The organism is Desulfotignum balticum DSM 7044 (assembly GCF_000421285.1).
GTDB classification, from domain to species: Bacteria; Desulfobacterota; Desulfobacteria; order Desulfobacterales; family Desulfobacteraceae; genus Desulfotignum; species Desulfotignum balticum.
On record NZ_ATWO01000001.1, the window covers coordinates 3,053,546 to 3,066,321 of the forward strand.

11 protein-coding genes are annotated in these 12,776 nt (G+C 55.9%); 1 reads left to right on the forward strand and 10 read right to left on the reverse strand.

What is annotated here, in order from left to right; all coding sequences use genetic code 11:
- Nucleotides 1–41: 41 nt before the first annotated feature.
- From K365_RS0115240 to K365_RS0115265, 5 genes are all read right to left on the reverse strand, one after another.
- Nucleotides 42–4,523 carry an FAD-dependent oxidoreductase gene (locus K365_RS0115240; protein WP_024335277.1) on the reverse strand — a complete coding sequence of 1,494 codons (4,482 nt, stop codon included), beginning with the start codon at nucleotides 4,521–4,523 and terminating at the stop codon, nucleotides 42–44.
- A 52-nt stretch (nucleotides 4,524–4,575) separates the two neighbouring features.
- Nucleotides 4,576–5,862, reverse strand: coding sequence for a (Fe-S)-binding protein (locus tag K365_RS27415; protein ID WP_084489856.1), 1,287 nt, complete (start codon nucleotides 5,860–5,862; stop codon nucleotides 4,576–4,578).
- A 50-nt stretch (nucleotides 5,863–5,912) separates the two neighbouring features.
- Nucleotides 5,913–6,791: a methylenetetrahydrofolate reductase gene (locus K365_RS0115255; protein WP_006968231.1), complete on the reverse strand. Its 879-nt coding sequence runs from the start codon at nucleotides 6,789–6,791 to the stop codon at nucleotides 5,913–5,915.
- Between the two features lie 14 nt (nucleotides 6,792–6,805).
- Nucleotides 6,806–7,378, reverse strand: coding sequence for a response regulator (locus K365_RS0115260; RefSeq protein WP_006968232.1), 573 nt, complete (start codon nucleotides 7,376–7,378; stop codon nucleotides 6,806–6,808).
- A gap of 204 nt (nucleotides 7,379–7,582) precedes the next feature.
- Nucleotides 7,583–9,400 carry a PAS domain-containing sensor histidine kinase gene (locus K365_RS0115265; protein ID WP_024335279.1) on the reverse strand — a complete coding sequence of 606 codons (1,818 nt, stop codon included), beginning with the start codon at nucleotides 9,398–9,400 and terminating at the stop codon, nucleotides 7,583–7,585.
- 144 nt (nucleotides 9,401–9,544) lie between these two features.
- Here K365_RS0115265 and K365_RS27975 point away from each other — a divergent pair, with 144 nt between their 5' ends.
- The gene (locus tag K365_RS27975; protein WP_156887732.1) at nucleotides 9,545–9,718 is read left to right on the forward strand and encodes a hypothetical protein; all 174 of its coding nucleotides are present in this window, start codon (nucleotides 9,545–9,547) and stop codon (nucleotides 9,716–9,718) included.
- 17 nt (nucleotides 9,719–9,735) lie between these two features.
- Here K365_RS27975 and K365_RS0115275 read toward each other — a convergent pair whose 3' ends face one another.
- The 5 genes from K365_RS0115275 to K365_RS0115295 form a co-directional block, all read right to left on the reverse strand.
- Entirely contained in the window at nucleotides 9,736–10,269 is a 534-nt protein-coding gene (locus K365_RS0115275; protein ID WP_024335280.1) for a gamma carbonic anhydrase family protein, read from the reverse strand.
- Nucleotides 10,270–10,336: 67 nt separating this feature from the next.
- The gene (locus tag K365_RS0115280) at nucleotides 10,337–10,537 is read right to left on the reverse strand and encodes a tautomerase family protein (protein WP_024335281.1); all 201 of its coding nucleotides are present in this window, start codon (nucleotides 10,535–10,537) and stop codon (nucleotides 10,337–10,339) included.
- An 18-nt stretch (nucleotides 10,538–10,555) separates the two neighbouring features.
- Nucleotides 10,556–11,593 (reverse strand): NAD(P)H-dependent glycerol-3-phosphate dehydrogenase, encoded by a 1,038-nt coding sequence (locus tag K365_RS0115285; protein WP_024335282.1) that lies wholly within the window; start codon nucleotides 11,591–11,593, stop codon nucleotides 10,556–10,558.
- 105 nt (nucleotides 11,594–11,698) lie between these two features.
- Nucleotides 11,699–12,181 carry a hypothetical protein gene (locus K365_RS0115290; protein WP_156887733.1) on the reverse strand — a complete coding sequence of 161 codons (483 nt, stop codon included), beginning with the start codon at nucleotides 12,179–12,181 and terminating at the stop codon, nucleotides 11,699–11,701.
- Between the two features lie 36 nt (nucleotides 12,182–12,217).
- Nucleotides 12,218–12,766 carry a DJ-1 family glyoxalase III gene (locus K365_RS0115295; RefSeq protein ID WP_024335284.1) on the reverse strand — a complete coding sequence of 183 codons (549 nt, stop codon included), beginning with the start codon at nucleotides 12,764–12,766 and terminating at the stop codon, nucleotides 12,218–12,220.
- Between the last annotated feature and the right edge of the window lie 10 nt (nucleotides 12,767–12,776).

The following is a 12,776-nucleotide window of genomic DNA, read 5'->3' on the forward strand; positions in this document are numbered from 1 at the left end:
CTGTTCACTCCGGTTGTTGTCTCGATCCTGTTGATCCGGTTTCATGATGCCGCCTCCTCGGTCTCCAGGGTTTCTTCAAACAGGGCATGGGTCTTGGCAGTGATCTGCCGGTCTGTGAAATGGTTCAAGGTGATGGCCTTGCCCGGGCATTCCGCCACACAGGCCCCGCATCCATGACATTCCGATGCCTCGATCTGCGCATATCCCTCTTCATGGATAAAGGGGATCCCATAGGGACAGGTGCGCACACAGGTCAGACACACGGCGCACTTTTCCTTTTCCACCGAGGCCACGATGCCGCCCACCATGAGGACATCCCGGGAAAGGATAATCATGGCCCGGGCCACGGCGGCCCTTGCCTGGGAGATGCTCTCCTCCAGGGGCTTGGGATAGTGGGCCAGCCCCGCCACAAACAGGCCCTCCGAGGCAAAATCCACGGGCCGCAGTTTGGCATGGGCCTCCACCAGGAACCCGTCGCTGTTCACCGGGACCTTAAAGGTTTCATACAGTTTTTTGTTGTCCGCCGACACCACGCCCGAGGCCAGGACCACCACGTCCGGGGAAAGGGTCACGGGCATCTGGAGCACCGGATCAAAGACCCTCAGCACAAGCCCCCCTTTGCCGTTGTGGGCCCGGCTCAACTCAGGCATGCGTTCCAGGTCGTACCGGATGAACAGCACCCCCCGTTCCCGGGCTTCCCGGTACAGGTCCTCCCGGAATCCATAGGATCGGATATCCCGGTAGATCACGAACACCCGTTTGCGGGGATCCATCTTCTTGAGGGCGATGGCGGACTTGAGGCTGTGGGTGCAGCACAACCTTGAACAGTAGGGGTGTTCCTCGTTTCTGGAGCCCACGCACTGGATGAACGCAAAAGACCGGCCCTTGAAAATCCGGGCATCGTTCTCCCGGAACGCCGCATCCATGTCCAGGTGGGTGAGCACGTCCGGGTGATCGCCGTACAAGTATTCATGGGGGCGGTATTCCATGCCGCCGGTGGCGATGACCGCAGCCCCGTGTTCAACGATGAATTCCTGCACGTTCGCCGGATGGTCCGGACCGCTGCCTTGCACCAGGGTGGTGGTGAAATGCCCCATGGATCCGGTGGTCCGGGCCACCTGGGTATTCAGATGAACCGAGATGTTCGGGTGGGCCAGCACTTTTTCAGCCAGATCCGCCAGAAAGGCGGCCACAGGCTCGCCCTGCCAGGTGGCGTTCAGATGCCGGGCGATTCCCCCTAAGGTATCGGTCTTTTCCACCAGAAGAACCGCCACGCCCTGGGCTGCTGCGGTCAGAGCCGATTCCATGCCGGCCACCCCGCCCCCCACCACCAGCAGCGATTTTTTGATGGGCAGGCTCACCTGGTGCAGCGGTTCCACAAACGCGGCCCTGGCCACGGCCATGCGCACCAGGTCCTTGGCTTTTGCCGTGGCTTTGTCCGGTTCGTTCATGTGGACCCAGGTGTTCTGGTCCCGGATATTGGCCATTTCAAACAGATACTTGTTGAGCCCGGCATCCCGGATGGTCTCCTGGAACAACGGCTCGTGGGTTCTGGGAGAACAGGATGCCACCACCACCCGGTTGATCTGATTTTCAATGATCACCTGCTTCATGTGGTCCTGGGTATCCTGGGAACAGGTGAACAAATTGTCCTCCACATGCACCACATAGGGCAGGGTTTTTGCGTAATCCCGGACCGCGGGCACATCCGCCACCCCGCCGATGTTGATCCCGCAGTTGCAGACAAACACCCCGATCCGGGGAACAGCCCCGGCCACATCGGTTTCCGGCGGCAGTTCCCGGGTCCGGGTGAGGGTCCACCGGTCTTCGGCCATGGTCATGGCGGCGGTGGCGGCGGCAGCTGAGGCTTCCATGACAGAAGAAGGGATGTCCTTGGGCTCCTGAAAGGTGCCGCACACATAGATGCCGGGCCGGGATGCCGCCACAGGGGACAGATCCGTGGTGGCGGCAAATCCGTGGGCATTGAGGTCGATGCCCATTTTTTCCGCCAGGGCCGCGGCCTCCCGGTTGGGGGCCAGTCCGATGGACAGCACCACCATGTCGAAAATTTCCTCGGCCAGGTTTCCGGCCTCGGTGGCATACACCAGCCGGTACCGGTCCCCGGGCTCCGGAAAGACGGAATGAATGCGGGACCGGACATACCGTACCCCGGCATCGTCTTCAGCCCGCATCTGATATTTATCAAACTCTTTGCCATGGGTGCGCATGTCCATGTAGAAAATGGCGCAGTCCAGTTTTTCTCCGGCATGCTCCTTGGCGATCACCGCCTGTTTGGTAGCATACATGCAGCACACCCCGGAACAGTAGGCATGGTCCCCCTTGTTGATGTCCCGGGACCCCACGCACTGAAGCCAGGCGATCTTTTTGGGTTCTTTTTCATCGGACGGCCGCACCAGGTGGCCGGCATACGGGCCGGACGCGGACAGAATCCGCTCAAATTCAAGGGAGGTCATGACATTGGGGCTGTGGCCGTAGCAGTAGGTAATCATCTGTTGGGGTTCAAACGGGGTGAATCCCGGGGCCAGGATGATGGCCTTGACCTGCACTTTATGGATTTCGGGCATCATGAAATGGTCCACGGCATCGGCCAGGCAGGCATCCACGCACTGCATGCACTCAGAGCAGTACCCGCAGTTCAGGCACCTGGCGGCTTCTTTCTGCCCGTCAGCCGGATCATACCCCAGTTCCACCTCATCAAAATTGCCGGCCCTTTTTTCGACAGGGAGTTCCGGCATCCGGTATCGGGCTTCATGGGGCATGTCCGGATCCACCGGCCGGTAGACCGGCTCTTCCGCCACCGGCACATCCCGGCCTCCGGCCATGTCTTTGCCGGTGAGATACCGGAAGATCGATTCCGCCGCCGCCATACCGGCAGCCACCGCGCCGATGGCCACCCCGGGACCGGTCTGCACATCCCCGCCGGCAAACACGCCGGCCCGGTCCGTGGCCAGGGTGACCGGATCCACCTCCGGGGTGTTCCACCGGGTGATTTTTACATCCGCCAGATCCTCGATCACGGAAATGTCGGGCTGCTGGCCGATGGCACTGATGAGTTGATCTATTTCGATGTCGTATTCGCTGCCCGGCACAGGCACGGGCCGGCGCCGGCCCGATACGTCCGGCTCGCCCAACTCCATTTTGATCACCCGCAGGCCCGCCACCCGGCCGTTCTTTTCCAGAACCTTCTGCGGGGCCGCCAGATAGGTGATGGCCACGCCTTCGTCCTCGGCGGCGCAGATCTCCTCTTCCCAGGCCGGCATCTCGTTCCGGGTTCTTCTGTAGATAATGGTGACATTCTTTGCCCCCATACGTACCGCGGACCTTGCCACGTCAATGGCCACATTGCCGCCGCCGATGATCCCCACCTGTGTTCCGGTTTCCGTTTCACCATTTAAATTGAGTTCCCGCAGGAAATCCACGCCCTGGCGGACCCCGGGCAGATTTTCACCGGAAATATCCAGAGACAGCCCTTTGTGGGCGCCCAGGGCCAGGAATACGGCATCAAACCCTTCGGCCTTCAGGCTGTCCACGGTAAAATCATGCCCCAGGCGCTGGTGGCAGTGGATCAGCACGCCTAAGTTGGTGATCACATCGATATCTTTGTCCAGCACGTCAGGGGGAAGCCGATGGTCCGGAATCCCCACCCGCAGCATCCCCCCGGGTTTGGGCAGGGCTTCGAAAATCACGGCATCCACCCCTTTTTTCGCCAGATGAAACCCTGCGGACAGCCCGGCCGGGCCGGAACCGATGACGGCCACTTTCTTTCCGATCTTCGGCGCACAGGGAATCTTGATATCCCGGGGATCAAACTGGTCTGCAGCCAGGCGCTTGAGATCTCTGATGGCCACCGGGGCCTCCACCTGACAGCGGCGGCAGGCATCCTCGCATTCATGGGGACAGATCCGGCCCAAAACCCCGGGCAGCGGCAGCTGCTCCATGATGATCTCCAGGGCCTGCCTGTATTTGCCCTGCTTGACCATCTGCACATACCCCTGAACATTGAGCCCGGCCGGACAGGTAAGGCGGCAGGGTGCCTTGTCTGCCTTTTCAATGGCCCAGGCCGAAGGCATGGCCTGGGGATAGAGCTTGAACGCGGCTTTACGCTCTCCCAGATTTTCGTCAAACCGGTTGGGCAGGGTCACCGGGCACACCTTGCCGCATTCCCCGCAGGCCGTGCATTTTTCCAGGTCAATATACCGGGGATGCTGCGTCAGGGTCACCGTGAAATTGCCGGCCTCCCCGTCCACGGACTCGATGTCGCTTGAGGTCAGCAGTTCCACATTCAAATGCCGCCCCGCCTCCACCAGCTTGGGGGAGATAATGCACATGGAGCAGTCATTGGTGGGAAAGGTCTTGTCCAGCTGGGCCATGGTGCCGCCGATGGCCGTGTTGTTGTCCACCAGGTAGACCAGGTGCCCGGAATCGGCCAGATCCAGAGAGGCCTGGATACCGGCGATACCGGCGCCCACCACCATTACCGATCCTTTTTCCATTTCGGTCATGTCATTCCTCCTTGCATTCAGTCCCACTTGGGGCATTTAGTCCCACCCGGGGTCAAAGTCCCACGTCGGCCAGGTCCGGGCCGAGATAGGCGCGTTCAGTATCCGCCAGAACCCCTAACGCCAGGCAGATGATGGTCCACAAATGGACCACGTGATACCTGCCGCCGTAGTGGTGGCCGATATCCTCGATCTGGCCGTGACAGTTGTGGCAGGGGGCGATGACGTAATCGGCCCCTGTGGCCATGATCTGGTTGAACTTGATTTTGCCGTAAGCCCGGCGCTGGTCCGGGAACCCGGCCTGCAGGGCCCCGCCCCCGCCGCCGCAGCAGAAATTGTTCATGCGGCTGGGCACGGTATCGATGAAATTCTCTTCGCCCACCACGGCTTTCACCACAAACCGCAGATCGTCTACGATTTTGTTGGACCCGCTTTTCCGGGCGATGTTGCAGGGATCCTGGACCGTGAATTTCGCACCGATATCTTTGTTCCAGTCTGAATTGACCTTGAGTTTACCTTGTTTGATCCACCGGGCGTACAACTCGATGATGGTGATGAGTTCAAACTTGTGGGGAATCTTGTATTTGCGCAATCCCTCCAGGATTGCAAAATAGGAGTGGCCTCACTCAGTATTGACCACCAGAGGACTTTTAAGATTGTTGTCCACATGCAGGACAAACTCCTCGATGATATACCGCCACCCTTCATCGTCCGCCAGAAACATGCAGTAATTTTCACCGGCCCACATCACCGAAGGGTAGGTCCAGTCCGCCCCCACCAGGTGCAGGATCTTCCACAAGGGTCCCATCTCCTCGGGTTCGGTGACCGGTTCCCGGGAGTTCTGGTTGAGCACCATCTGCGCGCCCACCCGGTCCACAGTGACCTCCAGGTCCTCGAACCCGGGATGGTCCTCTCTGATCTCCTCGGCCACATCCAGAACCGTGAATTCAAAATCCTCTTTGGCCGCACCCATGGCCGATCCTGTGCGGATATGCTGGTCGCAGGAGCCCAAAATGCCTTTGGGCCTTTTTTCCCGGGCCATCCTGGCCCGGATGTTATAGATGAGTTTGGGAATATTGATGTTCATGGGGCATGCCAGCTGGCACCGGCCGCACATGGAGCACACCCATTTCCAGTCGGATTTGAGGATCTCTTCATCCATGCCGAAATTGAGCATACGGATCAGTTTTCTGGGATCCATGCCGAACTGCTCGGACGCGGGACATCCGCCGGTGCAGGTGCCGCAGGTCAGGCACAGATCAAAGTTTGCATCCGGTACCTTGTCCAGTACCGCTTCCTTGAGTTCGACATCAAGGGTGTCTATCTTGATTGCCTCTGCCATGGTGCGTCCCCCCTGTATTCGGTTGAAGGCTTATGTCATTTGATCATGCCTCACCTGAGTTTGGCTGCGTTCAGGTACCGGGCCAGTTTGTCCTCACCGCCGATGGTTACGATATGCACGCCCTGGCAGATATCCTTGAGGCTTTTGACGGTATCTGCAAACAGCTCGATGCTGGCCTTTGTCCTGTCCGGTGCGTTGAGCAGCTTCTGGATCACCCATTCCGGCACCAGGCCGGACTTGAAGTGGCGGTTCAGAAACTTGCCCATGCCGGCCGTGCGCAGAATCATCACCTCAGCGATCACCGGGACCCGGAACGGGGCCACCTGTTTCATGAACTTTTCAAACTGGTCCACGTCAAAAATCGGAGTGGTCAAAAAATAGCCGGTCCCCACATTGAGCATGTCCTCCAGTTCCTCCATACCTCGCTTGGGCATTTGCTTTCCCCAGGGGGTTTCCACACCGGAACCTAAGGTAAATTCAAAATTTTTGCCTAAGTCATTGCCTTCGATGGTGACCCCCTGGCGCAGGTGGTCTAAAACCGATGCCAGCTTGCCGGAATCCACATGAAAAAACATGGATTCCTGGAGACTGTCGCCGGAAATCCGGTAGTCCTCGGTGAACACCAGCAGGTTATCCACCCCCACCTCATGGGCCGAAGTCAGGTCCTTCTGGAGCTGATACCGGTTCTTGTCTCTGGTGGTGGTCTGGTAAATGGCATTGAACCGGTTTTTCAGCAACAGGTCACAGGTCTGAATGCTGTCCCCCACCACGCCTTCAAGTTCCACATCAGACACGGACACGCCGTCCACCCTGCCCCGGACCCTGCTCAGGCTTTTTACCAGTGCTTCAGGTTCGTCATCGCCAAGGGGGGCCTGAACTTCAGAGGTCACAACAAATCTCTTTTTTTCCAAAGATTCTTTTAAATTCATGATCTGCCTCCTTGTTATTTAAGTCCAAGCAGTTTTGCGACTTCTTCTTTGAGCTGGTGCAAAGGCAAGGGCTTGGAAAAACAGACATCCGCACCATTTTTCTTCATCCGGGCGAATTTCTCGTCGTCCAGATACGCAGACAGCACAATGATTTTCGTATGTCTTGTCTCCTCGTTGTCCTTAATTTTCTTGCAGACCTCATATCCTTTGATATCAGGCATCATGATATCCAGGATCATCAAATCCGGCTTGAAATGGTTGACCTGAAGTCCTGCCTCAAACCCGTCGGACGCCGAGATCACCTCATAGTCGAACTCGTCCTCCTCCAGGGCCTGGACAATGGATTCCACAATGATCATGTCGTCATCCACCACCAGGATTTTCTTGCGGGCACTGTCATCTTTTTCCTCCGGGATGGGAATTCCCTGATCGCGCATAAAGATTTCCAGGTCGGATTTCTTGATGCGGCGATGGCCGCCCACCGTCCGGTACGCCTTGATATGGCCGGCCTCCACCCAGTTGATAATGGTTTTAGACGAAACATTGCAGTACTTGCTGGCCGTGAATACAGTCAATGTGTCTTCCATAATGCCTCCTTTGCATTGATGGTTTATAGTTTTTTTATTTATTATATAAAATTCTATCTGTCAATAAAAAAATAATACCGATAATAAATAAAATAACTATACCACCTTCCCGTTATTGAATGGGCATATTTTTTACCACAAAGGACACGAAGATCACGAAGTATATAAATAAAGGGGCATATCAGGATTTTTACAGGTGGTCTGTTACGCCAGAGGCAGTTTGATGGTGAACCGGGTCCATTCGCCGTATTGAGATTCCACGGTGATGTCACCGTCATGATCCTGAATGAATCCATAACACACCGAAAGTCCCAGTCCCACGCCCTTGATACTGTCGGTCTTGGTGGTGAAAAAAGAATCAAACACCTTTTCCAGGTGTTCGGGCTTGATGCCGGTGCCGGTATCTTCCACAATGATATAAACCATATTCCCGTTGGGCCGGGTGGAAAGCGTCAGGATGCCGCCGTCGGGCATGGCATACATGGCGTTGGAAAACAGGTTGATGAACACCTGGCGCAACTGATCCCGGGAAGCCATGATGATGCCCGGATCCGGGGTCAGATCCAGTTTGACCTTGATGGAATTTTCCCGGAACCGTTTGTCATAGAGCACCATGAGCTCGTCGATCACGGTGTTGACGTCCAGCGCTGCCCGTTCGGTTTCATCCGGCCGGGAAAAAGACAGCATTTTTTTGAGCATGTCCGCCAGGCGAACGGTTTCGGATAAAGACATGTCCAGAAGCCGTCGCCGCTTGTTGGAAGGCGGGATCTCGGTTTTCAACAGTTCCAGGGTATTCATGATCCCGAACAAAGGGTTGTTCAGTTCATGGGCGATCTGGGAGGTGAGCCGGCCCATGGCAGCCAGTTTTTCCGACTGGAGCAGGTGCTGCCGGGCTTCGGCCAGCTCCCGCTCGGTCTTGAGGCGCTCTCTCAAGTCCATGAACAGCGCCACGGTGGCGGTTTCTTTTCCTTGTTCATCATAGAGAAACGACGCGGACAGGTTGCCCTCCAGCCGGACCCCGTCCCGGCGCTCAAAGGTCAGCGGATAAGAGGTCAGCCGGCCCACTCCGCCATATTCTGAGTCCCGCATCATCCGGGTCACTTCCGCCGCCACCTCCCTGGAATAGATCTGCTGGACCGTCATGTTGTCCACCACTTCATCGGCGGGCAGTCCGAACAGATTTTCCGCTCCCCGGTTCCACAGCATGATCCGGCCGGTCATGTCCATGGCCATGATGGCATTGGGAGAGCAGGAAATAATGTTGTCCAGAAAATCGTAGGCTTCCCGGATTTTATTTTCGCTTTTCTTGCGCTCGGTGACATCCACCACAATGCCTTCGTACCCCAGGACTTCACCATTGGTGCCATACCGGACATGGGAGGTCAGCAGGATGTCGATGAGATGCCCGTCCCGGCGCCGCCACTGGAGTTCGTAATCCACCACCCGCCCTTTTTTCTCGATAATCCGCTGATATCTTTCCCGGTCCCCGGGTGCCAGATACACATCCCGGGCCAGGTCCAGAGCCAGGAATTCTTCCTTGTCCCGGTATCCCAGAATCCTGAGCAACGCCGGGTTCACATCCAGAAACCGCCCCTGTTTGCTGGAAATAAACACCCCGCACCCGGCATGGGTGAACAGGCGCTGATAATTTTCTTCGGAAAATTTAAGCAGGGCCGCCTGCTCCTTGCGCCGGGTGATGTCCCGGTAGATGGACAGTTTGGACCGGGTCCCGTCCCGGTTGGTCACGGGAATTTCAGACAAGGCAAAGGTTTTTTTCGCCGATTCCAGATAAATTTCTGAATGCCGGGTTTCGTTTTTTTCGAAAATCTCCCGGTAATTACACCAGTCACAGGGGGTTTCATAATTGAGCAGCACCTTGTGGCATTTTTTCCCCACCCCGTCTCCGAACAGGTCTTTCATGAACCGGTTCATATACTCCACTGTAAACTCTTCGCTCACAATATAGATGCCGTCTTCGAACGCATCCAGGGCGTCCAGCAGCCGCGGGGTGTGGTCACTCATACCGGGTCTCCTTATTTTGAAGGATTTCGAAGATTTTTCACAGTATCGCCCGGGACCTCATTTGTCAATATCGACACGCCCGGGATATCCATGATATATTTGTACAAACATACCCCCTAAAAAAAGCAGGAGGCACCGCACATTTTGAAAACCGAAAAAGAGATCAAAAAAAGACTGGCGGAACTGGAAATACTGATTAAGGACACCAAAGCCCGGCTGCCGGCCCATTCGGTCAAACCACCGGTGATGATGGATCTTCTGGCGTATGAAGATGAATACGATGACTTGATGAAACAGCTGGCGGATCTGAAAAAATGAACCAGGTGCCGGCCCGGCTAAGACGGAATGGATTGTAATTTTTTATACTCATCCATCAATGGCTTGTATTCTTCATACGCGCTTTTGGCCCACCAGAGCTGTTCTTCAGAAGGCCGTCCCTTGATCTGCCCGGGGGCCCCGAACACCAGGGAATAATCCGGAATGATTTTACCGGCCCCCACCAGGGCGGCCGCTCCGATCAGACAGTAATCACCGATGCTGGCTTCATGAAGCAGGGTGGCATTCATGCCGATGAGCACATAATTACCGATGGACCGGCAGTTGAGCACGGCCCCATGTCCGATGACCACCCGGTCCCCGATGAACACATCCCCGTCTCTGCCGTTGGGAGCGCCGGCATGGATCACGCAATTGTCCTCCACAATGGTCTTTTGTCCGATGGTGATTTTTCCCAGATCCGCCCGGATGACGGCACCGGGCCACACACTGGACTCTTCTCCGATTTCGATATCTCCGATCAGCACGGCCGTGTCGTCCACATAAGCCGATGGCGCAATCCTGGGTGTTTTGCCTTTAAACGATCGTATCATGGGTGGGTCAGTCTCCTTTCATTTGTTTGGAAAACGCCTTGCTTTCCGGATGAGACATAAAAAAACCTTATTGTTGTTTGCGCAGTTCTGTCACGGGAATGCCGCCGACGCCCCAGTTATCCGTGTCCACTTCATCGATGGTCACAAACGTGGTGGCGGGATTTTTTCCCAGCACATCTTTAAGCAGCCGGGTCACCCCTTCAATGAGCTCGGCTTTCTGTTCCTTTGTGGCGCCTTCTCTGGTAATTTTAATGTTCACGTATGGCATAAGACCTCCCCCGGATTCTTACAACACCCCGTCCAGCTCATGTTTTAAAGAGCGGTTCATCAGGCGCTGTATGGTTTCTTCCAATGGATAATTCTCAAACAAAACATGATAAACTTCATTGCAGATGGGCAGATCCACGCCCAGTTTTCTGGACAGGTTGTACACGGACCGGGTGGTTTTCACCCCTTCGGCCACCATACGCATTTCCGAGATGATGTCATCCAGTTTTTTGCCCTGGCCGATCTGCATCCCCACCGTGTAATTACGGCTCAACGCACCGGTACAGGTGAGCAGCAGGTCTCCGACTCCGGCCAGGCCGGACAGGGTCAGCGGGTCCGCCCCTAAGCGGGTGCCCAGACGGTTCATTTCCGTCAGACCCCGGGTGATCAGGGCGGCTCTGGGGTTGAGTCCCATGTTCATGCCGTCGCAGATGCCTGCGGCAATAGCCAGGACATTTTTCATGGCACCGCCGATCTGGGTGCCGACAGGATCATGGTTGACATACACCCGGAAAGTGGGGCCGGCGAACACCGCCTGGACAAACCGGGCCACCCGGTCGTTCACAGATGCCGCCGCCACCACCGTGGGAATCTTTGCCGCCACCTCCTTGGCAAAGCTGGGACCGGACAGCACCGCCAGATTTTCCGGGGGCAGAAAATCCAGAATTTCTTCCAGAATACCGGTCATGGTGAGATGGGTCTTGTTTTCAATCCCTTTGGACGCACTGACCACCACAGCGTCTTTTGCAATGAACGGTTTCATCTGCATGGCCACGGACCGCATGCAATGAGAAGGAACGACAACCAGTACCAGATCCTTGTTCTTGACCACGGTTTCAATATCATTGAACGGATGAATGGTTTCGGGAAGCAGAACCCCCGGCAGAAACACCCGGTTTTCCCGCAATGTTTCAATCTGTTCCTTCACTTCGGATTCAAACACCCAGAAATCAATATCAAAGCCTTTTTCAGCCAGCAGTTTGGCAAGCGCAGTTCCCCAGGAACCGGCCCCCACGACCCCGATGCGGGTCGATTGTATGTCATCTATTTGTTTCATGTATCTTTCCTGACGGTTTCAGACCTGAAAAAAGGTCTGATAAATTTTAAATTTTGAAAGGCCAAATATACAGCAACCCTTTGGAACATTCAATGCCCGTTTTTTTCAGTGATAAAAAACCGGGTGTGCGGTCTGAGTTTCCAAAAACAGCTCGATATCGTCAAGCAGGTCCAAACGGCAGGTATCAAACAAAGCAGAGGATATCTGACGGCTGAAACGGGTTTTCAGCAGCAGTATCCGGGAAAGTGTCTGTTCTTGAAATAAAAAAATGATCACATTATGATTGCGGTATCGGGCGATCCATACATCGCTGGCATCCAGTTCCGGTGTATGGGTGAAATGACGTTGGGTCAAAAGCGTGGTTTCAGAATCCGGCGTGCAGGTGATCAGGGTCCGGATGGCAGGCACCCGGTTGATTTCCGCCAGGATTCGCTGCCTGGGCGCACCGATCTTGAAATTCCGGTACCCGGTCAAGGTATAGGAATAGATACCGGCCGGAGAGATCGCCAGCACTTCCACCAGGATGACAATCACCAGCATGCCCAGTCCCAGAGATATCTGCAAGGCACGCTGCCGCTGTTTTTTCATTATCTGCACCCGCCGGTCCGGCCGAAACAAGCCAACCTAAAGGGCCAGACCTCCTTTGACATCCGCCAGGACCTTGTCGTCAAACAACTGGCGGACCAGGGTCAAGGCGAATTCCAGTGCCGTGCCCGCGCCTTTGCTGGTGATGCAGGGTCCGTCAATGACCACGTTGCGGTCCTGGACCGTGCCTCCCTCAATCCGGCCGGCAAATCCCGGATGGCAGGTCACGGCTCCGGGCGTGACCAGTCCCAGGGGATGAAGTACCACGGCCGGAGACGCGCAGATAGCCCCATATAATTTTTTCTGGGCCGCCTGTTTTTTGAGCAGTTCTGCCAGCGCTTCTGATTTTTGAAGATTTTCTGCACCCGGAATACCCCCGGGCAGGACAATCAGATCAAAACTTTGTTCCCGGCAGTCCTTGATCAAACAGTCTGCTTTAAATTCAATGCCCCGGGCCGCTTTGATGGTCAGATCATCCACCGATGCCACCACCACCCGGGCCCCGGCCCGCCGAAGCACGTCAATGATAGTAATGGCCTCCATCTCTTCGATTCCCTGGGCCACCGGCACCAATACGTTTTTTTCCATAATCACACCT